Here is a 26940-nt window from a genome sequence, read left to right on the forward strand (position 1 = left end):
GCGGGCGTGCGGTCCAGGTGGCGGGCGGCCCGCGTTCGACACCTGTCCAGGGACGTCACAGCGACCCCCGCACCACCGTGGCGGTGAGCGGAGCCGGGCGCCGTCGGCCTGCTCGCGCGTGCTGTCGGCCGAAGTATCGGGCCCGGATGGCGGATCGCTCACAGTAGACAGTCGGTGACAGTATCGCCCTGTCCGGCCGTGCGGCGCTGAGATGGGACGGGTGGGTTGCTGCGGGTACTCCAGATCGCCGTCACCACGATCGTCCTCGCGGTCATCGTCCCGACGGCGGTGAACGTCGAGACCGGGGGCAGTCTCCCGGCATGGCTGAAGCCGTTCGGTGGTTGGCTGTGGCCTGCCGCGTTCGCTGGCCTCGTCAGCGTCGTCGCCGTCGAAGCGTGGAGCCGCAGACCCTCGGCCAGCCGGATCTCGGCGCGCCATCCCGACGATCCCCGCAACGACACCCGCGCCCTCGACCAGGTGCAGCGCTATGTCGAGCTGCGGATGCGCGGGTCGCTGGCCGAGCAGGGTCCGCGACGGCGACCGGGCCCGATGCGTGGCGGAGATCAACGCGCTTCAGGAGCGGTGGGGCGTCACCCGGCTGGCCGTCTGCAGCCGCATCGCCGACTACGAGACCCTGTCGGCCCGCCTGCGCCTGCAGGGGGCGGTGCTGATCCGGCCGCTCAACGAGGAACAGGTGGTGGATTTCTTCACCACGGTCAGTCCCTGGCTCAACGGTGTGCTCGACGCCCTACACGAAGACCCCGAACTGTGGGAGCTGCTGACCTCGCCGCTCATGCTCAACATCATGGCCCTCGCCTACGGCGACCGGCCGGACCCGTGGCGGCGCGGGTACCTCCGTCTCGCGGTCGACCGGAGCCTGCTGACCAAGGTCGACGGGGAATACCGCTTCATCCATCTGCTGATCCGCGACCACCTCGCCGGCTGCGACCCGGATTCGCTCGCCGCCGAGGTCGAGCGGCGGCGGGCGACGTTGACCGCGTTCGCCGCCACACCGACCCTGACCTGACGCGTCGCCTCCCCCGGACATCTCGTGGTGGTGCGACCGGGCAGCGAGCGCGACCGTCCTTCAGCCGTGGAGGTCAGAGCTTCGCGACGAGGCGGAACCGTTCCAGCACGACCGGCGTGTCGTCGTTCACGGTGAAGTCCGGTCTGCCCAGCCAGCCCCGGTAGTCCGTTCCGTGCCAGTAGTCCTCGTGCCCGGCGCGCCAGGCCGCAACCGAGTCGTCCCCTTCGCCTTCGTCGCGAGCGTGGTCGAAATCGACGTCACCAAGCCGGCTGACACGCACGTCGGTCACCTCGATCACCGCGACCCGGCGGCCGGCGGAGTCGACCACCGCCGCTCGGGTGCCCACCACCGGCAGCGGCTCGCCGTCGATCTCGTAGTCCTGGAGCAGGCCGGTGGTGGTGGTCTTCGTCCCGTCGAGCACGGCGGCGACCAGCTTGTCGCGCAGCGGGCCAGGGAAGGCGAACTCGAACGAGGGCAGATCAGCGATCACCCGGACGAGGGTAGTGCGGTGTCCACTGACGTCCACCGGGTTTTCCGGTGGGCACCGACAACCACCCTGGCAGGGCTGCACGTCGGCATCGAGCTCAAACGAGCAGCCCGCCCGTCGCCCGGATGTTCTGACCAGTGATCCACTGCGCGTCGGACCCGGCGAGGAAGGCGACCACGGCCGCGATGTCGTCGGGCCGGCCGAGCCGTTGCAACGCGGTGACGGCGGCGGTCTGGGCCAGCGCCTCCGGGGGGTTGGCGGCGCGCAGCAGGTCGGTGTCGGTCGCGCCGGGCGAGATCGTGTTGACGGTGATGCCACGGGCGCCGAACTCCCGGGCGGCGACCGCTGTGAACTGTTCGAGCGCGGCTTTGCTGGCGCAGTAGAGGGAGTGGCCGGGCGCCGGCACCACCGTGTTCAGGGTGGAGATGTTGATGATGCGGCCCTTGTCGCGCAGCACCGGCGCCGCTTCCCGCATGGCCAGCACGGGGAACTTGGTGTTGACCGTCAGGACCCTGTCGAACTCGTCCTCGGTGATGTCCGCGATCAGCGCCCGGGGGTTGACGGCGGCGTTGTTGACGAGGATGTCCAGGCCGTCGCGGACCGGCTGGAACATCGCCGAGACGTTGGCGAGGTCCTCCTGGTCGGCGCGGACGGCGATCGCGCCGGCGAGTTGGCTGACGAGGTCGTCGGCCGCCGCCCGGTTCTCCTTGTACGTGAACACGACCGTTGCGCCTTCGCGGGCGAGTCGACGCACGATCGCCCGGCCGATTCCCCGCGAACCGCCGGTCACGAGTGCGGTCTTACCGGTGAGCCTCATGCCGGGGACGCTAGCCGGGGGAGAGCTCCTGGTATTGAAAGAATGCGCACAGCTCGGTCGGGGTCAGGCCGGACATGGCGCGGACCTCACGGTTGAAGTGCGGCTGGTCGGCGTAACCGCAGTCGACCGCCGTCCGCGGCAGGCCGGCGGACCGGGTGAGCATGCGCAGGGCGCGCTGGAAGCGCGCGATCCTGGCGACAGTTCCGGGCGACAGGCCGATCTGTCGCTGGAACCGGAGTTCGAGGGTGCGCCGGCTGACGCCGAGCTCGTCGGCCAACGCGCTGATCCGGAGCCGGTCCGCCGATCGCTGGAGTCGCCGCCAGGCACGCATCGTCAGCCCGTCCGGCCCGGTGTCCGCGGCGATCCGAGCGGTCAGGAAGTCGTCCAGCACCGCGAACCACGCCGGCCGGTCCGGTGCCTCCCCGAGCCGCTCGGCCAACTCCTCCTCGCGGTGGCCGAGGATGTCCGCCAGCCGGAAGGTGCCGCCGGCCACCTCCCGCATCGGCACGCCGAGGAGCGAGGTCACTCCGGCCGGCGTCAGGCCGACGGAGACGCCGTCCCCCCACGCGGTCTGCTCGTGGACGACGGGGACACCTCGGGGCCCGGTGATCACCCTGCTCGGCCCGGCGAAGTCGACGATCATCGTGGCCAGGTTCATCGGCAGGACCCGGTGCCGTACGGCTGCTCCCGAACCTGAACGGAAGCCCGCGTAACCGACGACGTACGGCCGCAGTCGCGGATGCGGGAGGCTGGCGATCGTCTCGCACGGCTCGGGATGAACCCGCACCGGTATCGAGTGCACGTGGCTCACAGCCGCCATCATCCACGCGTGCGGCAACTGGGACGAGTCGCAGTGGCGCATCGCTGACCCGCCCACTCGTGCTGCCCCGCCGGCGCGGACGGCCGATTGCGCGGTTACCCTGCGGCGGTGGTGCTCGGTGAGGACGGGGAGCGGTTGGCGGCGTCGCTGGCTGACCGGCTCGACGCGGTCACTTTCACCGACCTGACGACGGACCAGGTCACCGCCCGGCTGATCGACGCGGTGGTCGACTGGGCGGAACAGCGGGGCTGGCGGGTCTACCGGCGGGCGTCCAGCGTGCTGCCGCTGCCGCCGCCGATGTCCGCACAGCAGTCGGTGCTCGACGTGGCCTGTGCCCGGCCTGACGGCCCGCCGGTCGTCGTCGAGGTCGATCATGGTACGCGCCGCCGCACCTGGGAGAAGCTGCTCGCCGAAGCCGACGCGGGGCGGATCCCGCTGTGGGTGCGCTGGGGTGCCGGCCGGTTCACGGCACCGCCTCCGCCGATCCGGATGGTGACCTGCGAGGTGAGCCGGCGACCGGACCCGACTGGTCGGGGCGCGGTGCACAGCCGCTCGCCGCGAGCGGACAAGCTGCCGCCGGCGCACTCCGCCGTACGCGTGGGAGCGGTCGCCGCCGTCGAACTGCCGCTGCCGCCGCCGGAGTCACCCGACGTCGAGGACTGAGAGGGGGCAGGGCACCGGGGCCGCTTTGGCGTGTGTTCCCCACGGCGCCGCTGCCTCGCGGGCAGCAGCGCGTGAAGACGTACAACCGCCGGCTCAGGCGAAGTCGCGGTGCTTCAACTTCGCCCTCCGGCCGTCCGGATGGTGCCAGACGATGCCCTCGTACTGAGGGTGCGCCAGCAGCCAGTCACGCAGGCCGGCCAGGTCGCGCGGCACGTCCAGCCTCTCCGCGTCGCCATGCGGTACGAGCTCGTGGCCCCGCACGCCCTCGGGGTTCCCGTTGATCTTCGGGCCGATCAGCTCGTAGGTGCCGGCGCGGCGTCGCTCGGGCGAGCCGGCGAGAGCCTCGGCGTGGTACCGCGCGTACGGCGACTGCTCGATCGGCTCCCACCCCACGGTCTTGCCCGTGACCTCGTCCGTCATCACCGGCCGGTAGCCGGGCGGTCGTGTCCGGCCGGGCCGCACCTCGCGCCGTGCCCACCAGGTGCCGTCCTCGTCGAGCATCACGCAGGTGCCGTCGTACTTGCGCGTCGGCGTTCCCTCGCCGTCGAGGACCCACTGGCAGGCAGGGTCTGCCTCGGGCAGGACGCGCTTGCGGTCGTCCGGGTCGCGGCGGAACAGCGTGGGGATCTTGTTCACGCCCGCATCGTCTCACCGGTGCAAAACGGATATCACCTCGCGTTGCCGGCGGGACTGGCGCAGTGCCGGGCGCTGCCGGTGCGCGCCCGTCAGCACCCTGCTCCACCTTCTCCGGCGCCTGCACCAGCGATCCCGGCTGCCCGCGCTGCCCCGGATCGTCGTGATGCCCCGGCCCGTTCTGGGCCGGGGCGCGCGGGGAGGTGCCCGGGGATCAGTGGTGCCCCGGACCGCCGGGGCGAGCCCCCGGGGGCTTTCCGGAGTATTGACAGATCACTTTGGGCGCACTGAGGATTGGCGCAGTCCACCGACCGTCACCGGAGCAGCCTCCCGTCTATCAGCCCGACGACGTTTCCGCAGCTCGGCGATGCGGCCAGCGTCGGTCCGCCGCAACCGGACAGCACCACCACCTTCCTTCCACCGTGTCGTGGCGCCGCAGGCGTGGCGCGCGACCGACGGGGCGGAGCCGCGTACCCCGGGCGGGCCCCTCGGCCATCTCGTTCGGTCACCCGTGCCGACGAACAGAAGGGTCGACAGATGCGTGATCCCCTAGGTCCCCGGTGGCGACGCCGCCTTCCCCTTCCCGCCGTGTTGGCCGGGGCCGTGGCCGTGGTGCTGCTGGTCAGCCCGGCCTCGGCCACCGCGCCGTCCGCCGCCCCCGCCGTCGACCTGGTCCGGGTCGGCGACGAGGAGGCGAACGTCGTCGAGGTGCTGCTCGCCGGCACCGCACAGCTGGACGCCCTCGTCGCCACCGGCGTCGACCTCGACCACCACGTCGCCCACACCGAGAACGGCGTCGTCGCGCACGCGGTCGTCACGGCCGGCGAGGCGGCGGCGCTGACCGGGGCCGGCTTCACGCTCGGCAGGGTGCTGCACCGGCCCGCCGACGCCCGGGAGCGGGTGGCGGAACGCGAGGCGACCATCGCCGGCCACGTGGCCGAGAACCGGCAGTTCGCCGCCGCCGCGGCCGACCCGACCGCCCCGGACGCCTCCGACGTCAAGATCATCCGGGCGGACTGGTACACCTCCGGGACCAGCCAGATCCTCTCCGTCGAGGCGAAATGGGCGCAGGGCCAGACGGCCGCGACCCCCCTCACCGTCGAGCGGGACAGCGGCCCCGGCACCGAGTTCGGCTCCGGCGGGACGCAGACCATCTCCCGGTTCGTCGACGCCGGCGTCTACCTGTACCACCGGGGCGCCGCCACGGTGACCAGCCGCCCCGACCGCATCCGGATCACCAGCCCGACCGGTGACGTGGCCGTCGCGCAGGTGCGGGAGTGGCTGCCCACCCCGGGCACCGGCCCCGAGGGCCCGGGCTACCAGAAGGACTTCGTCACCAGCTATCTGACGCCCACCGAGCTGTACGCGCGGATCCACCAGCTGGCCGCCGAGTTCCCACGGCTCGCCGAGGTCGTGGAGCTGCCCTACAAGACCAACGGCTACCGGCGGCACGCGCAGGCGGTGCTCGGCACCGCCACCGCCAGCCGCGTCGCGGTGGACTCCCTCGCGTGGGGCCACGAGGGCGGCAACGCCATCTCCGTGGAGCTCGCCGACCCGGGCGCGGCGAACACGCCGCTGTCGGTGACCGTCACCGGCTCCGCGGTACGGGTCACCCTGGGCACCGACGGCGCGGGCGCGGTGACCAGCACCGCCGCCCAGGTCGTCGCGGCGCTCAACGCCGGCGCCGGGGCGCTGCTGCGGGCGTACACCTATCGGGGCAGCCCGGGCACCGGCGTGGTCGCGCCGGCGCCGCGGACCCCGCTCAGCGACGGCCTCAGCGCGCCCGGCAGCGTCTCCCGCGACCCGCACCCCGTGTACGCCATCCGGATCGGCAAGCACCGCGACGGCTCGAAGCTCGGCGTGCTCGCCTACGCCCAGGAGCACGCCCGCGAGTGGGTGCCGCCGCTGGTCACCGTCGAGACCGCGGAACGGCTGCTGCGCAACTACGCCCACGACGGCCAGACCAAGCAGCTGCTGGACAACCTCGACATCTGGATCGCCCCGTCGGTCAACCCCGACGGCGGGCACTACTCGTTCTACGACTTCAACTCCCAGCGCAAGAACATGACCAACCACTGCCCGTCGACCGGGGCCGCCGACTTCCTGGCCCGCAACTCGTGGGGCGTGGACAACAACCGCAACTACACCGAGTACAGCCTCTTCGACGGCTACTCCGGCGCGTCGTCGAGCTGTACCAGCGGCACCTACGCCGGCCCGAGCGAGCTGTCCGAGCCGGAGAACCGCAACGTCGACTGGCTGGCCGCCCGCCCGAACATCAGGTTCTCGATGAACCTGCACTCGTCGGGCAACTACTTCATGTGGTCGCCGGGGGCGTACGCGCTGCCCGACCGGGTCTCCGCGCCGCGGCCGACCCTGGCCGAGGAGTCGGCGTTCTGGGGCGCGTCGTCGCGGATCCTGGCCGCCATCAAGCGGCACCGCAACATGGCGGTCACCCCGGCGCGCACCGGCCCGATCTCCGACGTGCTCTACTCGGCGGCCGGCAACTCCGGGGACATGCTCTGGTACAAGTACGGCATCTACGCCTGGAACTTCGAGGTCGGCACCTCGTTCCAGCCGGCGTGGGACGAGGCGCACGACGAGACCATGGAGTTCGCCAACGGCCTCGTCGAACTGATGCGGGTGGCCCGTGACTTCGCCAAGGACAACAGCCGGCCGCGCAGCACGCTGGCGGTCGCGCCGAGTTCGACGCCGGGCATGGTGACCGTGACGTTCTCCACGAGCGAGCCGGCGGCCGTCTTCTACACCCTCGACCGGGCCGCCCCGACGTACGCGTCGACCCTCTACGGCTCCGCCGGCGTCCGCGAGGGCGGGGAGACGTTGACCGTCCCGGCGGGCACCACGGTCCACTGGTTCTCGGTGGACTCGGCGGGCAACGTCGAGAACAACTACCGCCCCGACGGCAACGGCAGGAACTACCGCCAGGGCACCGCCGTGCTGCCGGCCGGCTGACGGCCCTCCGACCGGTACCGACGGCCCGACGGGCCCGTTCCGGCCCTGCCGGCCGCCGGTCAGGCGATCGGCAGGTTGTGGAAGGTGAGCAGCCCACTGCCCGTCGCGTTGACGATCCACGGCCCGGCGCGCAGGTGGCTCAGGTAACTCACCCCGGTCGCCCCGTCGGCCGGCGCGGAGAGCGTCAGCACCAGCCGACCGCCCGCCCGGTATTCGACGCCGGTGACCGTCGCCGTGCTGCCGTTGACCCGGAAGTCGGCCGCGGCACCAGGATCGACAACCAGCGGGTCGTCGCTGCGCAGCTGCACCGTCACCTCGGTGCGCTCGGCGTTGGAGAACGTCGCGCTGCGCGGGTTGGGTGGTGCCACACCGGCACTCGGCCCGTGATACAGGTCGCGGGCCACCACGGCGAACGTGTGATCGCCCATCTCCCGGTAGCCCTGTTCCCAGGCGTAGTGGCATCCGTCGTGGCCGGACAGGCCGTTCGTGGACAGCAGGGTGACGCCGAGGGTGTCACCCATCTGCCGCTGCGCCTCCCGCAGCGCTCCGGTGGTGCTGTTGCCGCAGGGGGAGGTGCGGACCTGGTAGACGAAGTACCGGGCGCCGTCGCCGGCGCGGGTGCCGATCTCGCTGCGCCAGTCGGTGAGCAGCGCGGTGAACCCGGAGACGTGGACGGCGGCGTTGTCGTTGTCGGATTCGCCCTGATACCAGAGGAGACCGCGCACGTCGGCCTGGACTCCGGCGGCGACGAGTCGTTGCCGCAGCCGTCCGTAGTTGGTGCCGATGGCGTCGGGGTCGGCGTCGTCGCGCTGGAAGAACGAGATGGGTCGGCCGCCGTGGCCGCCGTTGACGAGGGCGACCGGGACGCCGTAGGTGTCGACGATCCGGCGGGCCATGCGGATGCCCCACTGGCCGACGGAACCGGGCTGGTTGGTGACCTCGCTGGCGGCGTAGTTCCAGCTGCGTTCCGCCGCGGACAGCACCGGGTCCGCGGTGGGCGAGCCGTAGCTGCGGATGAACGGCGACTCCTCGCCGGCGGACGATCCCCGGTACACGGCGGCGACGGCGTTGGACTGGCCCTGGATGACGTAGACGTCCCCGGCCAGGACGCCCTCCCACAGGCCGGCCCGGCGGGTGACGCCGGCGCCGAGCGCGCGTAGCTCGAACCGGTACTCGCGTAGCGCGGCGTCGATGCGGGGGCTGAAGGAGAAGTCGCGCCGGTCGGTGACCGCCGTGAGGTAGGTCCACTCGTCCTCGCCGCTCGTCACCCTCAGCTGTACCGCCTTGACCCGCGGATCGGTGACCGTCCCGGACACGGGCACCGTTGCCGCGTTCGAGGCGTCCCGTGGGTACAACTGGCGGTCCTGCGGGTGCTGGTCGAGGGCGAGCACGGAAGGCCGGGCGTACACGGTGAGCCGGCGCTGCGTGAAGGTGCCCGCGTTCCCCGCGAAGGTCCAGTCCGGGTGCCCGCTGGGCGCGGGGCCGATGCCGAGCGAGAGCGGCGCCCCGGAGGAGGTGAAGGTGTTGACCGCGAGCACCGTGCGGGGCGTCACGGACGACGGGCGGGTGGCGCCGACCTGGTGCACCTGGAACGACCCGTACCCGCCGGACGGGTTGACGGTGTCGTCGGCGTCGTAGACGCTCGGCGAGGCACCGGCGATCTGGCGGGACCCTCCGCTGCTGTAGGTGTGGGGCCACATCTCCACGTGCCCGGCCAGGTCGGTGCCGGTGGTGACGCCCGGGACGTTCGACGCGACCTCCAGGTCACTGACCCGCTGCCGGATGATCTCCCCGGCGCGGGTCGGCAGGCCGAGCCGGCCGGCGTCGGTGGTGAACGGCGCCATCGCCGTCCACACCCACTGCGGGCCCGCCGGAGTAGCCAGCTCCAGGCAGTATCCGACCCGGTCGAAGCCGGCGGCCACCTCGGCGGTGCGGTCGAAGGCGTACGGCGGCGTCTGGTTCAACCAGGTGGCCCGTTCGGGCAGGTCGAGCGCGAGGACGGGAGTGAAGTCGGCCATGCCGTCGACGTTGGCGGCGCACGAGGTGCCGTCGACCGGCCTGGAGCTGACAGGATCGGGTGCGGCGCCGGCGGCAGGCGGCTGCCCGACCACCACTGCGACGGTGGACAGAAGGAGCCCTACGGCGGCGATGGCAGCACGGCGTGTGTCGCGTGTCCGCCGGGAACGGGGTGGACGGGGCATGACTCGGACCTCCAGCAGGTCGGGTAGGTCGGGTCCGCCGGATCGGCGTGGGTTATGCCTAGCCATCGATATTCATCGACCGCAATGCGCATGCGATGAGCGGTGGGATCGCCGCGGCGGGAGCGCATGTCACGGCGATGAGCGGGTGACCGGTTGCCGGGTGTCGCTGCCTCGACTCGGCCAGATGCGAGACGACGACGGCGGTCACCAGCGGCATCGGGGACCACCGTCACGACCACTGCTTGCTCCGCCGCCTTCGATCAGTCCGGCAGCAGCGGCATCTCCAGCCCCGGCTCGCGGCCCAGCAGCGCCGCCCGGGTGAGCGCCGCCGACCCGAACCGGTCGCGCACCGCGTCCACCGCCGCGTCCAGGTCCGCCCCCGGGTCGCGGTCGAACGGCAGCGGCGGCTGCACGGGGGAGTCGTCCAGGTTGCCCACCGAAACGCCGATCAGCGTCACGCCGCGCCGCTCGATCTCCGGCAGCGCCACCCGCAGCAGCGCCCGCGCCGCGCCGAGCAGCGGCGTCGTGTCGGCGGTCGCCTTGGCCACCGTGTGCGAGCGGGTCGCGCGGGTGTAGTCGCCGAACCGCAGCCGCAGCGTCACCGTCCGCCCCGCCCGTGCCGCCGCCCGCATCCGCCGGGCCACCCGGTCGACCAGGCCGGCGAGAATCGCCTCCAACTCGGCGGGGGAGTGCGGGACGGGACCCAGGGCGTGCTGCGCGCCCATCGACCCACGCCGGCGGCCGACCTGCACCGGCCGGGGGTCGCGGTTGTGTGCCAGGGCGTGCAGGTGCCGGCCGGCCCCCGCGCCGAGCAGCGAGACCAGCGTCGCCTCGCCGAGACGGGCGACCTGCCCGACGGTGCGGACGCCCCGCTCGCGCAGCTTCCCCGCGGTCACCGGCCCGACACCCCACAGCCGCTCCACCGGCAGCGGGTGCAGGAAGGCCAGCTCCTCGTCCGGCGGCACGACCAGCAGGCCGTCGGGCTTCGCGACGCCGCTGGCCACCTTGGCGAGGAACTTCGTCCGGGCCACGCCGACGGTGATCGGCAGGCCGACCCGCGCGCGCACCTCCCGGCGCAGTCGGGCGGCGATGTCGGCGGGCGGCCCGACCAGCCGCCGCAGGCCGCCGACGTCGAGGAACGCCTCGTCGATGGAGAGGCCCTCGACGACCGGGGTGGTCTGCCGGAAGATCTCGAACACGGCGCGGCTGGCCGCCGTGTAGGCCGCCATCCTCGGCGGCACGACGACGGCCTCCGGGCAGAGCCGGCGGGCCTGCCGGCCGCCCATCGCGCTGCGTACGCCCCGGGCCTTCGCCTCGTAGCTGCACGCCAGGACCACGCCGCCGCCGACGATCACCGGCCGGCCCCGCAGGCGCGGGTCGTCGCGCTGCTCGACCGACGCGTAGAACGCGTCCAGGTCGGCGTGCAGGATGCGGGCCTCGCGCGACACGAACACATGTTCGCACGGGACGGGTCGACATCGGCGCTGACCTGCTCGGACAGCGCCGGGCGGTCACCGCCGCGACGGGGATGCCGAGCGGCACGCGCCCGCCGCCGTACGCCTTGCGACTCCTCACTCCGCAAGCGTTGGCGCTCGCCTCCCGGTCCCAGTCGTCACCGGCGGCACGGCTTGGCCGGTTCCTCGATGCGGGCGACCGGATCCCGACCGCCGGTATCTCGGGCTGACCGCATGTCCGGTCCGGCGGAGCACCCCCACCTTCCCGGGTCGACGCCAACCGGGCCGTCCAGTCGCGGTTGGCGGCGCGGTCCCCCGACCGGTCCGGGCACGAGTCGTCGCGCCGTGCCGTGCCCTGGCTGCCGAGGCGGCCTGGACGGCCAGGGTGTTGGCCGTCACGATGATGGCGATGCCGAGCCACTCGTGTGGTTTCAGGACCTGGCTGAGGAGGACGAGGCCGGCGAGCGCGGCCAGTACCGGGTGGATGCTCATGAACACGCCGAAGAAGCGGGCCGGCACGGTACGCAGCGCGACCAGGTCGGCGGCGTAGGGCACCACCGAGCTGAGGACGCCCGCACCGACGGCGTAGAGGATCGCGGTGCCGGCCAGTCGTCCCTGCGCGAGCAGGGTGGCCGCGACCGGAAGGTAGAGCAGCGCGGACACCAGGGTAGCCGCCGCCGGTGCCTGCAACCCCGGCAGGCGGGCCCCGACGAGCCGGTTGAGCAGGATGTACGCCGCCCAGCACGCCGCCGCGAGCAGGCCGAGCCCCACTCCGAGGTGGTCGCTGGCCGGGCCCGGTAGGACCAGGACGTACACGCCGACGCAGGCGCCCGCCGCGCAGAGCAGGTCGAGCCGGGTTCGGGAACCGGCCAGGGCGACGGCGAGCGGGCCGAGGAACTCCAGGGTGACGGCCATGCCGAGCCCGATCCGGTCGATCGCGGTGTAGAGGCTGAGGTTCATCGTGGCGAAGACCAGCCCGAGCAGCAGGGTCGGCCACCACTGGGCCCAGGTGAAGCGACGCAGGTTCGGGCGTACGGTCGGCAGTAGCACCGACGCCGCGACGAACTGCCGCACGGCGACGACCCCGGCGGGCCCGAGGGCGGCGAACGCGTGCGCCCCCACGGCCGCCCCGACCTGGCTGCTCGCCGCGCTTGCGGTCATCGTGACGATCCCGTGCAGCAGCGGCCCACGGCCGTCGCCGGTCGGTTGGCGGGGGCCCTGAGCAGCAACTTCACCTGCCGTCTTCACGGTCATGACGGCAGTGTCGACCCGCGCCGACCGATACCAGAAATGCACCAGCCGCCACAGTTATACGCTCGGCGTATGGATGTGCAGCTGCGTCAGCTCCGCACGCTCGTCGCGGTGGTCGACGCCGGAACCTTCACCGACGCGGCGGCTGTCCTGGGGGTCTCCCAAGCGGCGGTCTCACGTTCCGTCAGCGCCCTGGAGGCGACGCTCGGCGCTCGCCTGCTCCAGCGAACGACCCGGCACGTCTCGCTCACCGGCACCGGCACCCGCGTCGTCGCCGCCGCGCGTCGGGTGCTCGACGAGGTCGCCCACCTGCGACGGATCGTCGAGGAATCCCGCACCGAGCTGCGCGTCGGCTACGCCTGGGCGGCGCTGGGCAAACACACCAGACGACTGCAGAAGACCTGGGCCGCCGCCCACCCCCAGGCGCCGCTGGTGTTCGTCCAGTCCAACACCCCGACCGCCGGGCTCAGCGAGGGCACCGCCGACGTCGCCGTGATCCGCCGGCACCTGGCCGATCCCCGCTTCGACACCGCACTGCTCGGCGTGGAGACCCGCTACGCCGCCGTGGCCACCGACAACCCGCTGGCCCGGCGACGATCGGTACGCACCGCCGACCTGGCCAGATACCCCGTCGCCATCGACAGCCGAACCGGCACCACCACACCCGCCCTGTTCCAGCCGGGCGCCGAACCCGCGACCATCCGCACCACCCACGGCGTCGACGAGTGGCTCACCCTCATCGCCGCCGGCCAGGCGGTCGGCATCACCTCCGAGGCCACCGCCAACCAGAACCCCCGGCCCGGGGTGGCGTACCGCGCCGTCCGCGACGCCCAGCCGATACCGGTCTGGCTGGCCTGGTGGAAGGACGACCCACCCGCCCACCTCACCGAACTCGTCAATCTGGCCTGCGAAACCTACCGGACGGTCCCACCCCGGCAGGGCCGCCCCGCGTAGTGGCGGGCGCGGCCCCGTGACGAACGTCCCGAGCCCGCGCCCGCCAACCCCACTACCGGCGAAGACCTGACCACCACGCCAGCCGACGGGGCGAGTGACGTGGAGGCGTGCGGAGCTGTCAGGCGACGCGCGGGGCAGCGACGATCGGGAGCAGGCCGCGGGAGGCGGGCCGGTCGATCTCGCCGGTCTGCTCCACGGCCGAGGCGGCACGGGGGCGGGCCGGTGCGGCGCCCTGCGCGGGCCCGTCCGGGGCGGGGGCGGTGATGTCGGTGAGCAGCGACAGCAGCCTCGGCAGGTCGGCGGCGGCCAGCCGGAAGGAGCCCCGGCACACCGTGCCCGACCACAGGGACAGCACCACGGCGCCCCGCTCGGGATGCCAGCTCACCCGCATCGTCCGGTCGCTGCCGCGCAGGTCGGTGAACAGGTCACCGAAGCTCGGCATCGGTAAAACCTCTCCCATCCGCCAATCATGCCCGACGATCGACAGGAGGCAAAGGCCGTCGGGGCCGCCTACAAGTCGTCGAAGGGGCGGGCGTAGGTGAACTCGCCCCGGATCGACGGCCGCCAGGCGCTCATCGGACGCGCCATGAAGTACTGCGGCCCCCACGGCTGCGGCGGGGTGACGCCGAGGTCGACGGCCGGGCCGAACCCGAAGCGGGGGTAGTAGCCGGGGTGGCCGAGGAGCACCACCAGCGGCTCGTCGAGCGCGTCGGCCGCGCCGAGCACCGCGTGCATCAGCGCGGAGCCGACCCCGCGCCGCTGCCAGGCCGGCAGTACGCCGAGCGGCCCCAGCCCCAGCGCGACCGGCTCGCCGGCCACCCGGCCCCGGGTGCACACCACGTGCCCCACGACCTGCCCGTCGTCGTCGGTCGCGACGAGGGAGAAGGCGGGCAGCCACCCGGCGTCCGCCCGCAGCGCGTCCACCAGCCCGGCCTCCACCGGTACGGCGTCCGGCTTGTCGGGATCGGCGAAGGCGGCGAGGTGCACCGCCCGGACGGCGTCGATTTCGGCGGGGGCCTCGCGTCTGATCAGCACCGTGCCACGATAGGCGGGGTGGGCCTCCCGGCGCCCCCGATTTATCGGCGCCGACCGTTCAGTCCGCGCGCCGCCGGCGGGTGTGGCGCACGAGCTGTGCCAGCGCCACCAGCGGCAGCACCCCGACGGGGTACCAGGCGAGGTCGACCGGGTCGAACTGGACGCCGAGCACGAGCCGGGCCACCAGGCTGCGCGCCGACAGCGCCGCCGGGATGCCGGTCAGCTGCGCCACCTCGACCGCCCAGCAGAAGGCGACCGCCGCCGCGCCCGCCGACAGCGGCGCCGTACGCGGCCGGAGGAACAGCACCCCGGCCCAGACCATGGACCCGTACAGGGCGGTGCCGGAGTGCTGTTCGAGGCCGCCGCCGGCCGTCGCGCGGATGACGAGGGCGACCGCGAGGAACACGGCCGCCGCCGAGAGCATCAGGATCCGGCACCGCCGAGGAGTGATCGACATTCCGGCGATGCTAGGCCGTGTGTCACCGGAGACCTCGTCCCGAGCCAGGAGCGCAAAGCGGCGAGAGCACTCGACGCTCTCGTCCAGGTGTTCGGCCTCGTCGCGCCGATGATGTCGTTGCGGTTGCGGGGCTGGGTCGCCGATGGCGATGACCAGGCGGGTGCTGGCGTCGATGTCGATCTGGTCCGCCGGCCGCCGCCGCGCCGGGGCTGGGCGCTTGCCGTTTGCTTGGATTCCGAGATCTTGACCGGTTGAGCCGGGTCGGCGGTCATCTTTCACGGGGATCAAATCGATCAACATCTTGACGGGTGGGGCGGGATGTGACGTAGTTGATCGAGCGGCTCGGATCGATATCGGCCGGCCCGCTACGGTCTGTGACGTCTAGGAGGCTTGTCCGTGTCTTTGTCTCGCCGTCAGTTCCTGTCCCGCTCGGCCGGAGCCGGTCTCGCCGTGGCCGTGGCCGGTTCGGTCGACGCCCTGTTCACCGCGGCACCCGCGCTGGGGGTGTCCGGCCCGGAGGTCGGGTACGGTCCGCTCGTGCCTGACCCGGCGGGCATGCTCGACCTGCCGGTGGGCTTCCGCTACACGGTGCTGTCGCGCGAAGGCACCGTCCGGCCGGACGGTGGTATCGTGCCGAGCCGGTTCGACGGTATGGGTTCCTTCGCCGACGAGGCGCGTGGCACTCGCCTGGTGCGCAACCATGAGTGCTCCCCGACCGCGAAGATCAAGGTGGTGGCTCCGCCGGAGCGTACGTACGACCCGGCCGCCGGGGGCGGGACCAGCACACTCGCCGTCGACGCGTCGAACCGCGCCGTCTCCGAGCACGTCAGCCTGGGCGGCACGGCCATCAACTGTTCCGGCGGCCGGACCCCGTGGCACACCTGGCTGACCTGTGAGGAGACCGAGGACAAGGCGGGTGTCCGCGGGTACACGAAGGACCACGGGTTCATCTTCGAGGTTGACCCGTACGACGATGCCCGCAACACCGATCCGACACCGCTGACCGCGATGGGCCGGTTCCAGCACGAGGCGGTGGCGGTCGACCCGCACACCGGCATCGTCTACGAGACCGAGGACGCGTTCGTGGCGCCGCTGGGCAGCTTCTATCGATTCCTGCCGAACCGGCCGCTCGGCGGTCACGGGAGCCTGCGGGCAGGCGGCCTGCTGCAGGCTCTGCACGTCCCGGACCTGCCGGACCTGTCGGTGGTGACCGAGGCGGGCACCTCCTTCTCCGGCGTCGAGTGGCTTGACGTGCCGGACCCGCTGGCGACGACGGAGTCGGTCCGTGCCCAGGACTACGGCAAGCCGATCACCGGTGGGTACAAGATCGAGGGCGCCTGGTGGGGGGAGAAGGACGGCTGCGCCTACTTCGTCTCGTCGTTCGCCCGGCGTGAGCTGGGCTCGGCCCGCGACCACGACGGCCAGGTCTGGCGGTACGACCCCCGAGCCAACACGTTGCGCCTGGAGACCATCTTCACCCGTCCGACGCCGGCGCCGGAGAACCCGGAGTTCGACGCCCCGGACAACATCTGCATGTCGCCGTACGGGGGCCTGATGATGTGCGAGGACGGGATCGGGGACCAGCACATACTTGGTACGACCGCCGACGGCGAGGTGTTCGTCTTCGCGCGTAACCGGGTCAACGTCGGCACCGCCGGGGACCCGGAGTACGGCGAGTTCGCCGGCGCGACGTTCTCCGCCGACGGCCGGACCATGTTCTTCAACGTCTACAACCCGGGCATCACGTACGCCGTCACCGGCCCGTGGAACCGCCGCCAGGTCTGACCACGCAGTCGCCCTGCGGGGCTCCCCGGTCCACAACGACCGTGGAGCCCCGCCACGCCCGGGCTCGGGGAGTCATCGGTGAGAACCGCAGGGCGGCGATCGACCAGATACGGCGATCGGTCTTCAGAGGATGACCGGCCGCAGCTCGACCACATGATTGAGCGGCTGGCCGCAGGCGCCGGGAGCGGCTGACACACTGGCGGCGATTTCGACAGCTCTTTCGAGGGTCTCGCAGTCGACCAGCCAGTAGCAGGTCACGGCGTCACCGTCCGCCCTGCCGGCGTCGTCGATGACGACGTCTCCGCCACCGGCACGGACGACGCGTGCCTGCGGGGCGAGCGCCAGCTCGTGCGTGGAGATCAACTCGCCGGTGCTCCCCAGTGTCCGGTTGAGGTCGCGCATGTACCGGAAGTGTGCCTCGAGATCCTCGGGCCGCCAGGCGACAGCTCCGGTGGCGTCGGTGTTCACGACGCTGAACCGACTTAGCAGGACAAACCTCATGTTCTACTCCCTGGCTCCCGAGAGACGCTGGTGGCGCTCTGTGAGGGGTCGAAACGGAAGAGGTCGTCTCGACGTACCTCGCCACATTGGCCGACCCGCCCAGAGCCCGCCCGGAGCCTGGCCGTGTGCCGCCAGCGGGCCGCCTTTGGCTAGGCCGTCCTCGCGACGCGTCCTCTCTGCAGCGCGTGGCTGGGGCCGAGCCCTTCCGTGGTGTCCTCGGGGGCAGGCCCATCGGGTGCCGCCCCGTCGGACGTGTCGCCGCCAGCCTTGGCCGCGAGCAGGTCCAGCAGTGCGGTCCGGTACCCGTCCCGGAGACCGTCGGGATCGAGGTGGTCCGTCATCGAGTCGATGAGCGAGATGGTCATGGCCAGCTCCGCCGGCCGCACCGCCGTCGTCTCGCGAAGGAAGGGGAAGTCCGGTTTGCGGAGCTCGTCAGGCCAGAGCATGGTCTGAAGGACGAGCATGTCGTCCCGTTCCCGGATGGTGGCCAGTCTCTCCACCTGGCGTAGCGCGACCTTCACGATCGCCACCCGACGACTCTTCCTCAGCGCGTTGCGCAGGAGGGCGTACGGCGTGACGGCGATGTCCTCCGGCTCCAGGTAGTAGGTCCGGTTGTAGAGGATGGGGTCGATTTCCTCGGTGTGGACGAACTTCAGCACCTCGATGGTGCGTACCGTCGGCAGCGGCAGTTCGGCCAACTCGTCGTCGGTGACGACGACCAGGCGCCCGTCGTCGAACTCGTACCCCTTGGCGATGTCCCGGTAGGGGACCTCGGTCCCGCAGTCGTCACAGAATCGACGGATCGTGATCCGGCCGCCATCGTCCCGGTGCACCTGCCGGAACCGGACCGACTTCTCCTCCGTCGCGGCGTACAGCCTGACGGTGATCGAGACGAGGCCGAAGGAGACCGCGCCTTTCCACATTGCCCGCATCCGCGCTCCCGGTTGATCGCTTTTCGTGCCCTTGGGCCAGCGTGGCACCGTCCTGTGCTCGCCTCTTCCTCCTGCGTGCGCTGCGGGTGACAGCTGCGCACGCAGCAAGGTGCGGCGGTGCGGGCGGCTGGTGACGATCAGGCTGGACCGCCCACAGCCGGCATCGAGCGGCTCGGTTGCGGATCCACACGACGTGGAGGTGGGCGTATGGGCGGCGGAGCAGGCGGCGGGATGGCCAAGCACGTACCGGTCAACCAGGTGCTGCGTGAGTACATGCTCGCGTCGATGACACCACCCGACCCGGTCGTGGACAGCCTCGTCGCCGCGACCGAGGCGCTCGGGGACGCCGCCGGGATGATGGTGCCGGTGGAACAGGCCAGCCTGCTGACCTTGCTGGCGCGGATATCCGGTGCCCGGACGGTGATCGATGTCGGCACCTTCACCGGACTGTCCGCTCTGGCGTTCGCTCGGGGCCTGCCGCCCGGGGGCCGGGTGATCACCTGTGACAACAGTGATCGCTGGCTCGATCTCGCCCGTGCCCACTGGACGCGGGCGGGGGTTGCCGACCTCATCGACTTCAGGCTCGGGCCGGCCGCGCGGACCCTGCGTTCGCTGCCGGGGGAGCGCTGCGTCGACATCGTCTTCGTCGACGCGGACAAGGCGAACTACCCGACCTACTACGACCTCGCGGTGCCGCTGCTGCGTCCGGGTGGCCTGCTGCTGCTGGACAACGTGCTCCTTGACGGCTTCGTGACGGCGCCTGAGTTGGCCGCCGAGCCTCTGCTGAGGAGGTGTGCGGCCGTGATGCGTGAGGTTAATGCCGCCGTCGCGGCCGATGACCGGCTGGAGGCGGTCATGTTGCCGCTGGCTGACGGGCTCACCGTCGCTCGGAGACGCTGAGGAGGTACGAGCCGAGGGGCACCCGCCGAATGGTGGGTGCCCCTCGGGCGCTCAGAGGGTCGCGGGAAGGTTGAACGTGGGGAAGACCTCCGGCGGGAACGCCGTGATCTCGGCGATCATGCCGTCCTCGATCCTGAAGACGTTGAGGACCTGCGGACGGTAGACCGCGTCACCCGGGCGACGCACGTAGCCGGCGACGGCCGGTTGCATGTTCGCGTGGGCCGGTAGCGCCCGCCACTCCCCGAAGTAGGCCGGGGATGCCGGGTCGAACTGGGCGAGGAGACCGGCGACGAAGGTGTCGCGGCCGACGATCCAGAACGGGTCCGGCGGCATCGTCACCCGCACGTCCTCGCGTACGAGCTTCGCGAAGTTCTCCGCGTCGGCTTTCTCGAGCGCCTCGATGCATCGCTGCATGAGGGCCCGCTCAGCCTCGGCCGGATCGGTGGCGGGGCCCCAGTCGATCGGCCTCGGGGGCAGGCGGTCCTTCAGCGTCGCCCGCGCCCGCTGCAACGCGCTGTTGGCGGAGGCGACGCTGATGTCGAGCATCGTGGCGGCTTCGTTGGCGGACCAGCCGAGGACGTCGCGCAGAATCAACACCGCCCGTTGCTGGGGCGGCAGGTGCTGGATCGCCACGAGGAACGCCAGCTCGATGGTCTCCCGCGCCATGATCTGCGAATCCGGCTGGGAGTCGGGCGGGGCAACCGGGTCGAGCAGGTGGTCCGGGATGGGCTGGAGCCAGGGCACCTCGTCCGTCGGGGGCGGCGGTGTGGACGGCCCCGCCCCGAGCGCCGGCTGGCGGTGCGCCACCGGCATGCGCGCGTTGCGCCGCAGGAAGTCGAGGCAGACGTTGGTCGCGATCCTGTACAGCCAGGCCCGGGCGGTGGACCGCCCCTCGAAAGTCTCACGCTTGCGCCACGCCCGCAGGTACGTCTCCTGGACCAGGTCCTCCGCATCCTCGAAGGACCCCAGCATCCGGTAGCAGTGGACCTGCAACTCGCGTCGATGCCCTTCGACGAGCGCCGAGAAGCCCTCGTCGTCGATGGTGATGGCAGTCGCGGGCTCGGCGTCGGGTTGCGACGCATTCGTGTCAACGGTCGCCATCTATCCCTCTTTCGTCCACTGGTAGCGCAAATATGCATCTCCCACTATACCGATCGCGGACTGTCCTACCAGGCCGGCGACACGGGGCGCGACCGGGCTGCTCCGAATCGTCGTCCCCCGCAACACCGAAGGTGTGCCCCCGGGATCTTCGATGCGAGGGTGGTGGCGACCGGGCGGAGACGACGACACAGAAGCGAGGAGCGATGGCCTCGACGACACCCAACACCGACGACATCGGCCGGATGTACGACGAGACCGCGGCACTGTCGCAGATCTTCATCGACGGCCAGGAACACCTGCCGTACTGGTACGACGACCACGACGACACGCCGGTGGTCGAGGCCGCCAGGCGGATCACCCGGAAGGTGGGGGCGGCGATCGGACTGCGCCCGGGAGAGCACGTCCTCGACGCCGGCTGTGGCGTCGGCGCCCCGGCGGTGCAGCTGGCCGAGGAGCACGGCGTACGGGTCACCGGCATCACCATCAGCTCCGTGCAGGCCGCCGAGGCCCGGCGGCGCGCCGAGCGCAGCGCCGCGGCCACCCGGATCGTGTTCGCCCACGGGGACTACAACCACCTGGACTACCCGGACGACACGTTCGACGCGGTCATCGCCGTGGAGTCGCTCATGCACGCCGACGACCTGGCGGCCCCGCTCGCGGAGTTCCGCCGTGTCCTGCGGCCCGGTGGCCGGTTGGCCATCGCCGACTGCACCCGCGAGGCCCCAGCCGGGTCGGAGCGCGCCGCCCGGTTCACGACGGCCTTCCAGGTCGGTCAGCTGCTGTCGGTGCCGGAATGGATCTCGCGCCTGCGGACGTCGGGGTTCGACGTCGAGGAATACACCCAGTGCGGCCCGCGGGTGTACGGCATGGGGCTGCGCTACCTGGACCGTGCGAACGAGCTGCACGATGAACTCGCCTCGCGGTTCGGCGAGGAGATGGTGGGTGAGCTGAAGCGGTCGTACCGGGACTACTTCGCCTACGGCGCCGACATCGGCTACGCGATCATCGCCGCGCGGAGGCCGTATCTCTGACCCACTGGGTGCCCGTCCCGGGCGTGTGGCGTTCTGCGCCGCGCGCCCGGTTCGCTGTGCGGCCCGGTCCGGGTGGACCGCCGAGCCTTCCTCCTGGCCGATGGCGGCTGTCCGTTTGGTGGATCAGCTATCCGCCGTAAGGGCAGCAATTGCCCTTGTGTGAATGCTCGCTTCCGAAACCGATGAGTTGTCCGGCGCCGCTGCGTCATAAGGGATGTGGCTGGCGCGCCAGACGATCGACGGCACGAACGTGTCGTGGCTCCGCTCATCCCCCGGAAGGTGCCGCAGCGGTGCCCTCGTGGTCTGGCGCGCTTGACACGCGACTCGGACCACGTGTTCGACGTGCGTGTCGTGCCACGCCTTCATCCGCATCGAAACATGCCAAGGAGCGATCATGTCTGACAACGCGCAGCAGATGCCCCCGCCGCCGCAGCCCGACCCGGCCCTCCGGCGCCTCGACTACCTCGTGGGCACGTGGAAGCTCAGCGGCAAGACCGAGGCCGGCCCGATGGGCCCGCCGGCGGAGCTGTCGGGCACGGAGACCTTCGAGTGGCTGGAGGGTGGATTCTTCCTCGTCCACCGCTGGAACTGCGCGATGGACCTGGGACCGGCGGGCAAGGTGCCCGACGTCGGGTACGAGTTCTTCGACTACGACCCGGAGACCCAGAAGTTCCGGACGCACTACTTCAGCAGCTTCGGACCGTACAACGCCGAGCAGAGCCACTACATCGGCGACTTCGAGGACGACAAGCTCGTCCTGGTCGGCCCGGCGAAGTACATTCGCAAGCTCAACGAGGACGGCACCATCAGCTACGACTGCGACTTCCCGCTGCCCGACGGTAACTGGGTTCCGTTCATGCACGCCACCCTGACCAAGGTGTCCTGAACACGGACCGACGTGGCGGGCACCGCGCGATCAGCCACACCCCAGAGCGATCGCGCGGTGCCCGCCGGGCGTGGGGCGCCGGGCCCACCACGCCAGGATTACGCCGGCCCGGCCGGCGGGGGCGACCGATCCGTGCGGATCGGCCGCCAGGCATCACCGCGGCACCGATGTGATCAGTCCGCCGTCGACGAGCAGTTCCTGACCGGTGATGTACGCAGACCGGTCGGACAGCAGAAACACCACGGCGTCCGCGACGTCGTCCGGCCGCCCCAACCGGCCCAGGGGCACCTGGCTCCGGGCAGACTCCCTGGCCTCCTCCGTCACCGCGATGCCGAGGAACATGTCGGTCACGATGTAGCCCGGGCTCACCGCGTTGATCCGGACACCCCGGGCCCCCAGGTCGGCGGCGAGCGACCGCGCGAGGTTCACCACGGCCGCCTTGCCCGCCGCGTACAACGGCGTCGTCGCCAGCCCCCGGTGCACCAGCCAGCTCCCGTTCACCACCACCGCCCCACCGTCGACCAACAGTGGAAGTGCCTTCTGGACGGTGTAGAAGACGCCCCGGACGTTGGTGCCCATGAGGTCGTCGTACTCCTCGTCGGTCACCGCCGCGCTCGGATTGAACCGCGCGACGCCGGCGTTGCAGAACACCCCGTGGAGACGGCCGAACCGATGCTCCACCACGGTCATCAGCCGGTCGAGATCCCGCCCCTTGGCGACGTCGGCCGGAACGGCCAGCACGCGGTCGGGCGCGCCGAGCGCCTCGACGGCACCCTGTAGACGGGCGCTGCTCCGACCTGAGATCACCACCTGTGCGCCGGCCTCCAGCAGCCTGCGTGCCGTGGCCAGGCCGATGCCGCTGCCTCCCCCGGTGACCAGTACCGTCCTGCCGTCGAAATCCGCCATGAGCACAGCGTGGCAGCGCCCGCCTGCCCGGGCACCTTCGTCCGTGCGCCGCCACTGTCGGGTCGAGGCCGCCGGGGAGACGGGCCGGGCGTGCCCGCACGGCCGGAGATGCGGGCCCGAGGCAGGTGTTGCGAGGGTCGGTTCCGGACACGTCGGTCCGCGCCGTGCGTCGCATCGACCGGCCCACCGTCGCAAGGCCGCAGTCAGCTCGTACGGCTCCGACGTGGCTGCGCCGAGGCGCACCGGGACACGACGCCATCAAGGAGACCCCATGACATCTGGTCCGCGACCCGCCACCGCCCCACGCGCCGCCGGGCGCGGCACGCTGCGATCGGTCGGTGTCACCTACGACACGGGTACGAACTTCGCCACCGGACAGGGAGAGCTGTCCCGGCTCGTGTGGAGCCGGGACCGGATGGAGCAGGAGATCGGCGCGATCCGCCGGCAGTTGAGCTGCAATTCGGTGACCGTCTACGGCAGCGACCTGGGGCGGTTGACCGACACGGCCCGGGCGGCCGCCGACGTCGGACTCCACGTGTGGTTCCAGCCCCGCCTCGTCGACCGAACCCAGCAGGAGATCATCGACCACCTGGTCGAGGCGGCACGCCTGGCCGAGCAGTTGAGACGGGACGGGGTGCGGATCAGCTTCTCCATGGGGTGCGTACACCTGGTCTTCACCCCGGGCCTGGTCCCCGGCGACCGGTACCACGAGCGGATGGCCAACATCTTCGCCGAGGCCGACCACCAGGTCCTCGCTCCTACCGGCACGGTCGACCTGGACAGGGCCAACACGCGCCTCAACCAGTTCCTGGACCGGGCTGTCCGGTCAGTGCGGCCCGTCTTCGCTGGCGAGGTGAGCTACGCGGCGGCGCCGTTCGAGGACGTCGACTGGCGACTGTTCGACACGGTCAGGCTGATGCACTTCTACACCCTCGCGTACCCGACCAGCGACGACGATCACGTCCGTGAGCTCGAGCGCTATCACCGGTGGGGCAAGCCGGTGATGATCGCGGAGTTCGGTACCGCCACCCATCCCCGCGCCGGCGAGATGGCCTTCCTCTCGTTCGACGTCGTCGACCGCCGCGGACCCGTGCACACGGTCGACGAGGGGGTGCTGCGCGACGAGCACGCCCAGGCGGCGTTCCACCACCGGATGCTCGAGGTGTTCCGACGGGCTGGCATGGACGGCGTCGCGGTGAGCGAGTTCATCCACCCGACGCACCCGCACTCGGCGGACCGCCGGCTGGACCTCGATGTGGCCAGCATGGCGTTGGTCAAGACCATCCGGGACGAATACCACGATCCGGCGTCGCCCTACCGGTGGGAGCCCAAGGAGTCCTTCCGCCAGCTCGCGGCGCGCTACGCGCTGCTCCGGCGGGACGAGCCCGATCACCTCCCCCGATAGTTCCCCGGCGACCACCTCCGCCACCCGGCGCAGCGCGTCGGGTGGCGGAGCGCTGCCCGGGAGAGGACCCGGGACGCACGAGACGCCGGTTCGTGACAGGTGGCTGTCACGGACCGGCGTCGTCGGTGCCGCTCGGAACACGGCGTGTGACGCGACGAGCCCTACCAGGTCACCGGCAGGGTCGTGAGCCGCTCCATGGGGCCGGTGACGCTGGTGCGGATCTCGCCTGCCGGCACCGCGAGCCGCAGGTTGGGAACTCGCCGCGTCAGCGTACGGAATGCGAGCTCCAGCTCGATACGAGCGAGGTTCTGCCCGATGCACTGGTGGACGCCGAAGCCGAAACCGAGGTGGTGCCGCGGCGACCGGGTCACGTCGAGTTGCTCCGGAGTCGACACCAACGCGGTCGAGAAGTTCGCCGCCGCCGCACCGATCAGGAGGCCCTCACCAGCCTTGATGTGGTAGCCGGAGATCTCGATGTCCTCGAGCGCCACCCGGGATATCGCCTCGATGAGCGAGACGTAGCGCATGATCTCCTCCACCGCCCCGGGAGCGAGATCCGGATCGTCGCGCAGCTTGGCGAACTGGTCCGGGTGTTCGAGCAGCGCCAGCGTCCCGAGCGAGATGACGTTTGCGGTGGTGTCCTGCCCCGCGATGAGCATGAGCATCGCGTAGCGGACCAGCTCCTCTCGAGAGAGCGAGCCCTCGCGTACCGCGCCGGCGATCAGGTCGTCGAGCAGACCTGTGCCCGGGTTGGTCTCCTTCTTGCGGATGAGTTGCCCGAAGTAGTCGCTGAGCGAGGTCATCGCCTCCGCGGCCTGCTCGGGGTCGGTGTCGAAGAGGCTCCGGGCGGGCCCCTCGAAGGCATCGCGATCCTCGTAGGGGACGCCGAGCAGCACGCAGACCGCCATGGACGGCACCGGCAGCGCGAACGTGGCGACCAGGTCCGCCGGCGGGCCGGCGGCCAGCATCGCATCGATGCGCTGATCGACGATGTCCTGGATGGCGGGGCGGAGAGCGTTCATTCGACGTACCGAGAAGCTGGGAATCAGCATGGTGCGCTGCCGGGTGTGCATCGGCGGGTCGACGCCGATCAGGACGTCCGTGTAGCCGGTGTTCTCCAGCTCGGCCATCTCCGCGCTCAGGGCGGGAAAGCCGTCGAGGCGGGGGTTGATCGAGACGCGCCGGTCCGCGAGCAGCGCCCGTGCCTCCGGGTAGCCGGTGACCAGCCATGCCTCGCGTCCGTCGTAGAGCCGTACCCGCGACAGCGGTCCCTTGCTGCGGAGGTCGGCGTAGCCCTGCGACGGTCGGTAGGGGCACTGCCGTCCGATGGGAAAGGCGGGTGCTTCTGCTGGGATCGACATGCGTTCTCCTCGTGGTCGGAACTCGATCGGGCCGCGACCACGTGGTGTCCGTTCTGCCGGTGTGAGGGCGCTGGACCGGGCCCGCTGCGGCACGGGGCGCGGGAGAGGCACCCGCTCCCATGCCGCGGCCGGGCCCGGACCTGCCCGCGTGACCGGGGCCGGCGCGGCCGGCTGGACCCGGATGGGCGCCGGCGTTGTCCGCTCCGGCACGGCGGCGGTGACGCCAGCCGACGATGTGCCACGGGCGACCCGCCGACGTCACCACACGCGCATGGTCACGTGCGCCGATGTCGTGTCCAGCCTGCCCGCAGGACCGGCGGGTGTCTTCTCGTCACGTGCGGCGCTGTGCGGCTGCGGGAAGGACCGGGCAGCATGGACAGCGCCGCGCGGTGCCGGCACGCCGATACTGCCGCCCTGCCGTGGTGCACCACTCGCTCCGCGCGATCCGGCGCCCGGAGTTCCCGCCAATCGGAACCGGTGGGGCGTCCACACCACGACGTGCCGGAATTCGAAGTCGGACGGTTTATCCGGGCGGCGTCGATCGACCGTTCTGGTTGGCAAAAAGAGGTGATCGTCCATCGCCACGGTTGGCTGCCTCCTGTAGGCTCCATGCATTGTGCATCTGGCGGTATATGTGCACAGCACCCGTGTCGCGGAACTGTTCAGGAAACTGAAGGATGGGTTGTCATGGATTCTGCTGTCTCGCAAGCCGCCGTAAATCCGGCCGGAAGTCGCAGCGTGCGGTGGCGTGATCGTGCGCTCGGTGTGCTGCTGGCCGTTCTGGCCGCCGTGCTCGTCTGGGTCGTGGCGGCTCCTGTCGCCGGCGTCGACCTGGAGGCCACGCTGGCCGAGGGTGAGCCGCCCATGAAGATCGGTTTGGGGGCGGTGATCGTGTCGTCGCTGCTCACCTCCCTGCTCGGCTGGGGGCTCCTCGCGCTCCTGGAGCGGGTCACCCGGCACGGCCTGCGCATCTGGGTGATCGTGGCGGCGGTCTTCACTCTGCTCTCCCTGGCCGGACCGACCGCCGCGGACAGCGGCGGCGCCATGGTCGCCCTCGCGTTGATGCACGTCGCCGTCGGTGCTGTTCTCATCGCGGCGATGGTCCGCAGCGCCCGACGCTGACGTCCCGGCGAGGAGCCGGGCTGGGCGGCCAGCCGTGGCCGCTGGGGAAGCCGGCTCCGGCCGGGGCCGCAGTCGTCGGATGGAGCGCCTCCCACAGTCGACGGTCATGAACGCGAGACGGTCGTGGGGGGGGGGCGCGGGGGGCGGGCCCCGCCGCGGCGGGGGGGGGGGGGCGGGGGTAGGGGGGGGCAGGGGCTACATTTATTACGATAAGAATAATATAAAGAATAAAGGGAAAAGA

The 26940-nt window shown here is 71.5% G+C and carries 26 protein-coding genes; 11 read left to right on the plus strand and 15 right to left on the minus strand.

Going from position 1 to position 26940, the window contains the following annotated elements:
• Positions 1 to 487 precede the first annotated feature (487 nt).
• The gene (locus tag ABZ793_RS26125) at positions 488 to 1027 is read left to right on the plus strand and encodes a hypothetical protein (protein WP_357461855.1); all 540 of its coding nucleotides are present in this window, start codon (positions 488 to 490) and stop codon (positions 1025 to 1027) included.
• 73 nt (positions 1028 to 1100) lie between these two features.
• On the opposite strand, the gene ABZ793_RS26130 is transcribed toward ABZ793_RS26125, so the two are convergent.
• The 3 genes from ABZ793_RS26130 to ABZ793_RS26140 all read right to left on the minus strand — a co-directional run bounded on the left by ABZ793_RS26130 (position 1101) and on the right by ABZ793_RS26140 (position 2989).
• A complete protein-coding gene (locus ABZ793_RS26130) occupies positions 1101 to 1517 on the minus strand; it encodes an ASCH domain-containing protein (RefSeq protein ID WP_357461856.1) in 417 nt (138 codons plus the stop codon).
• A 94-nt stretch (positions 1518 to 1611) separates the two neighbouring features.
• Complete coding sequence (locus ABZ793_RS26135; protein ID WP_357461857.1) at positions 1612 to 2331, minus strand: SDR family oxidoreductase; 720 nt, start codon at positions 2329 to 2331, stop codon at positions 1612 to 1614.
• Positions 2332 to 2341: 10 nt separating this feature from the next.
• A complete protein-coding gene (locus ABZ793_RS26140; protein ID WP_357461858.1) occupies positions 2342 to 2989 on the minus strand; it encodes a helix-turn-helix domain-containing protein in 648 nt (215 codons plus the stop codon).
• 270 nt (positions 2990 to 3259) lie between these two features.
• Between ABZ793_RS26140 and ABZ793_RS26145 the strand changes: the two genes are divergently transcribed.
• A complete protein-coding gene (locus tag ABZ793_RS26145; protein WP_357461859.1) occupies positions 3260 to 3814 on the plus strand; it encodes a hypothetical protein in 555 nt (184 codons plus the stop codon).
• A gap of 93 nt (positions 3815 to 3907) precedes the next feature.
• Here the strand turns inward: ABZ793_RS26145 and ABZ793_RS26150 are convergent, their stop codons facing one another.
• Positions 3908 to 4450 (minus strand): DUF5565 family protein, encoded by a 543-nt coding sequence (locus ABZ793_RS26150; protein ID WP_357461860.1) that lies wholly within the window; start codon positions 4448 to 4450, stop codon positions 3908 to 3910.
• Between the two features lie 534 nt (positions 4451 to 4984).
• Between ABZ793_RS26150 and ABZ793_RS26155 the strand changes: the two genes are divergently transcribed.
• Entirely contained in the window at positions 4985 to 7417 is a 2433-nt protein-coding gene (locus tag ABZ793_RS26155) for a M14 family metallopeptidase (RefSeq protein WP_357461861.1), read from the plus strand.
• 59 nt (positions 7418 to 7476) lie between these two features.
• Here ABZ793_RS26155 and ABZ793_RS26160 read toward each other — a convergent pair whose 3' ends face one another.
• The 3 genes from ABZ793_RS26160 to ABZ793_RS26170 all read right to left on the minus strand — a co-directional run bounded on the left by ABZ793_RS26160 (position 7477) and on the right by ABZ793_RS26170 (position 12326).
• Positions 7477 to 9528, minus strand: coding sequence for a sialate O-acetylesterase (locus ABZ793_RS26160; RefSeq protein ID WP_357461862.1), 2052 nt, complete (start codon positions 9526 to 9528; stop codon positions 7477 to 7479).
• A gap of 350 nt (positions 9529 to 9878) precedes the next feature.
• Positions 9879 to 11066 (minus strand): DNA polymerase IV, encoded by a 1188-nt coding sequence (gene dinB, locus ABZ793_RS26165; RefSeq protein WP_357461863.1) that lies wholly within the window; start codon positions 11064 to 11066, stop codon positions 9879 to 9881.
• Positions 11067 to 11189: 123 nt separating this feature from the next.
• On the minus strand, positions 11190 to 12326 hold the full coding sequence (locus ABZ793_RS26170) for an EamA family transporter (RefSeq protein ID WP_357461864.1): 1137 nt from the start codon (positions 12324 to 12326) through the stop codon (positions 11190 to 11192).
• Positions 12327 to 12395: 69 nt separating this feature from the next.
• On the opposite strand from ABZ793_RS26170, the gene ABZ793_RS26175 reads away from it, so the two are divergent.
• Positions 12396 to 13277, plus strand: coding sequence for a LysR family transcriptional regulator (locus tag ABZ793_RS26175; RefSeq protein ID WP_357461865.1), 882 nt, complete (start codon positions 12396 to 12398; stop codon positions 13275 to 13277).
• A gap of 118 nt (positions 13278 to 13395) precedes the next feature.
• On the opposite strand, the gene ABZ793_RS26180 is transcribed toward ABZ793_RS26175, so the two are convergent.
• The 3 genes from ABZ793_RS26180 to ABZ793_RS26190 form a co-directional block, all read right to left on the minus strand.
• Positions 13396 to 13719 (minus strand): hypothetical protein, encoded by a 324-nt coding sequence (locus ABZ793_RS26180; protein ID WP_350712176.1) that lies wholly within the window; start codon positions 13717 to 13719, stop codon positions 13396 to 13398.
• Positions 13720 to 13787: 68 nt separating this feature from the next.
• Positions 13788 to 14312 carry an N-acetyltransferase gene (locus ABZ793_RS26185; protein ID WP_357461866.1) on the minus strand — a complete coding sequence of 175 codons (525 nt, stop codon included), beginning with the start codon at positions 14310 to 14312 and terminating at the stop codon, positions 13788 to 13790.
• A 58-nt stretch (positions 14313 to 14370) separates the two neighbouring features.
• Positions 14371 to 14769: a DUF2809 domain-containing protein gene (locus ABZ793_RS26190; RefSeq protein WP_357461867.1), complete on the minus strand. Its 399-nt coding sequence runs from the start codon at positions 14767 to 14769 to the stop codon at positions 14371 to 14373.
• Positions 14770 to 14856: 87 nt separating this feature from the next.
• Between ABZ793_RS26190 and ABZ793_RS26195 the strand changes: the two genes are divergently transcribed.
• Positions 14857 to 15024, plus strand: a complete 168-nt coding sequence (locus tag ABZ793_RS26195) for a hypothetical protein (RefSeq protein ID WP_357461868.1) — start codon at positions 14857 to 14859, stop codon at positions 15022 to 15024.
• A 141-nt stretch (positions 15025 to 15165) separates the two neighbouring features.
• Positions 15166 to 16554: an alkaline phosphatase PhoX gene (locus ABZ793_RS26200; protein WP_357461869.1), complete on the plus strand. Its 1389-nt coding sequence runs from the start codon at positions 15166 to 15168 to the stop codon at positions 16552 to 16554.
• A gap of 123 nt (positions 16555 to 16677) precedes the next feature.
• Here the strand turns inward: ABZ793_RS26200 and ABZ793_RS26205 are convergent, their stop codons facing one another.
• A complete protein-coding gene (locus tag ABZ793_RS26205; RefSeq protein WP_357461870.1) occupies positions 16678 to 17022 on the minus strand; it encodes a hypothetical protein in 345 nt (114 codons plus the stop codon).
• Between the two features lie 182 nt (positions 17023 to 17204).
• Positions 17205 to 17987 carry a Ku protein gene (locus tag ABZ793_RS26210; RefSeq protein ID WP_357461871.1) on the minus strand — a complete coding sequence of 261 codons (783 nt, stop codon included), beginning with the start codon at positions 17985 to 17987 and terminating at the stop codon, positions 17205 to 17207.
• Between the two features lie 231 nt (positions 17988 to 18218).
• Here ABZ793_RS26210 and ABZ793_RS26215 point away from each other — a divergent pair, with 231 nt between their 5' ends.
• Entirely contained in the window at positions 18219 to 18887 is a 669-nt protein-coding gene (locus tag ABZ793_RS26215) for a class I SAM-dependent methyltransferase (RefSeq protein WP_357461872.1), read from the plus strand.
• Positions 18888 to 18938: 51 nt separating this feature from the next.
• Here the strand turns inward: ABZ793_RS26215 and ABZ793_RS26220 are convergent, their stop codons facing one another.
• Entirely contained in the window at positions 18939 to 19988 is a 1050-nt protein-coding gene (locus tag ABZ793_RS26220) for an RNA polymerase subunit sigma-70 (RefSeq protein WP_357461873.1), read from the minus strand.
• Between the two features lie 203 nt (positions 19989 to 20191).
• Here ABZ793_RS26220 and ABZ793_RS26225 point away from each other — a divergent pair, with 203 nt between their 5' ends.
• Both ABZ793_RS26225 and ABZ793_RS26230 read left to right on the plus strand, forming a co-directional pair.
• Positions 20192 to 21019 carry a methyltransferase domain-containing protein gene (locus ABZ793_RS26225; RefSeq protein WP_357461874.1) on the plus strand — a complete coding sequence of 276 codons (828 nt, stop codon included), beginning with the start codon at positions 20192 to 20194 and terminating at the stop codon, positions 21017 to 21019.
• 394 nt (positions 21020 to 21413) lie between these two features.
• On the plus strand, positions 21414 to 21905 hold the full coding sequence (locus tag ABZ793_RS26230) for a DUF1579 family protein (protein WP_350710526.1): 492 nt from the start codon (positions 21414 to 21416) through the stop codon (positions 21903 to 21905).
• A 153-nt stretch (positions 21906 to 22058) separates the two neighbouring features.
• On the opposite strand, the gene ABZ793_RS26235 is transcribed toward ABZ793_RS26230, so the two are convergent.
• On the minus strand, positions 22059 to 22811 hold the full coding sequence (locus ABZ793_RS26235; protein ID WP_357461875.1) for a glucose 1-dehydrogenase: 753 nt from the start codon (positions 22809 to 22811) through the stop codon (positions 22059 to 22061).
• Positions 22812 to 23082: 271 nt separating this feature from the next.
• Here ABZ793_RS26235 and ABZ793_RS26240 point away from each other — a divergent pair, with 271 nt between their 5' ends.
• Entirely contained in the window at positions 23083 to 24216 is a 1134-nt protein-coding gene (locus tag ABZ793_RS26240) for an abortive infection protein (RefSeq protein WP_357461876.1), read from the plus strand.
• Between the two features lie 161 nt (positions 24217 to 24377).
• On the opposite strand, the gene ABZ793_RS26245 is transcribed toward ABZ793_RS26240, so the two are convergent.
• On the minus strand, positions 24378 to 25571 hold the full coding sequence (locus tag ABZ793_RS26245; protein WP_357461879.1) for a cytochrome P450: 1194 nt from the start codon (positions 25569 to 25571) through the stop codon (positions 24378 to 24380).
• Positions 25572 to 26315: 744 nt separating this feature from the next.
• Between ABZ793_RS26245 and ABZ793_RS26250 the strand changes: the two genes are divergently transcribed.
• Complete coding sequence (locus ABZ793_RS26250) at positions 26316 to 26699, plus strand: DUF6069 family protein (RefSeq protein ID WP_357461877.1); 384 nt, start codon at positions 26316 to 26318, stop codon at positions 26697 to 26699.
• Positions 26700 to 26940: the final 241 nt, after the last annotated feature.

The sequence above is a fragment of the Micromonospora sp. NPDC047465 genome, assembly GCF_040643125.1.
Lineage (GTDB): Bacteria > Actinomycetota > Actinomycetes > Mycobacteriales > Micromonosporaceae > Micromonospora.

Excerpts from the sequence above, each read along its gene's own strand:
- ABZ793_RS26125 (WP_357461855.1), top strand. The coding sequence starts at position 488 with ATGTCGAGCTGCGGATGCGCGGGTCGCTGGCCGAGCAGGGTCCGCGAC.
- ABZ793_RS26135 (WP_357461857.1), bottom strand. The coding sequence starts at position 2,331 with ATGAGGCTCACCGGTAAGACCGCACTCGTGACCGGCGGTTCGCGGGGA.
- ABZ793_RS26140 (WP_357461858.1), bottom strand. The coding sequence starts at position 2,989 with ATGAACCTGGCCACGATGATCGTCGACTTCGCCGGGCCGAGCAGGGTG.
- ABZ793_RS26155 (WP_357461861.1), top strand. The coding sequence starts at position 4,985 with ATGCGTGATCCCCTAGGTCCCCGGTGGCGACGCCGCCTTCCCCTTCCC.
- ABZ793_RS26170 (WP_357461864.1), bottom strand. The coding sequence starts at position 12,326 with ATGACCGTGAAGACGGCAGGTGAAGTTGCTGCTCAGGGCCCCCGCCAA.
- ABZ793_RS26175 (WP_357461865.1), top strand. The coding sequence starts at position 12,396 with ATGGATGTGCAGCTGCGTCAGCTCCGCACGCTCGTCGCGGTGGTCGAC.
- ABZ793_RS26180 (WP_350712176.1), bottom strand. The coding sequence starts at position 13,719 with ATGCCGAGCTTCGGTGACCTGTTCACCGACCTGCGCGGCAGCGACCGG.
- ABZ793_RS26190 (WP_357461867.1), bottom strand. The coding sequence starts at position 14,769 with ATGTCGATCACTCCTCGGCGGTGCCGGATCCTGATGCTCTCGGCGGCG.
- ABZ793_RS26210 (WP_357461871.1), bottom strand. The coding sequence starts at position 17,987 with ATGCGGGCAATGTGGAAAGGCGCGGTCTCCTTCGGCCTCGTCTCGATC.
- ABZ793_RS26215 (WP_357461872.1), top strand. The coding sequence starts at position 18,219 with ATGGCCAAGCACGTACCGGTCAACCAGGTGCTGCGTGAGTACATGCTC.
- ABZ793_RS26220 (WP_357461873.1), bottom strand. The coding sequence starts at position 19,988 with ATGGCGACCGTTGACACGAATGCGTCGCAACCCGACGCCGAGCCCGCG.
- ABZ793_RS26225 (WP_357461874.1), top strand. The coding sequence starts at position 20,192 with ATGGCCTCGACGACACCCAACACCGACGACATCGGCCGGATGTACGAC.
- ABZ793_RS26230 (WP_350710526.1), top strand. The coding sequence starts at position 21,414 with ATGTCTGACAACGCGCAGCAGATGCCCCCGCCGCCGCAGCCCGACCCG.
- ABZ793_RS26235 (WP_357461875.1), bottom strand. The coding sequence starts at position 22,811 with ATGGCGGATTTCGACGGCAGGACGGTACTGGTCACCGGGGGAGGCAGC.
- ABZ793_RS26240 (WP_357461876.1), top strand. The coding sequence starts at position 23,083 with ATGACATCTGGTCCGCGACCCGCCACCGCCCCACGCGCCGCCGGGCGC.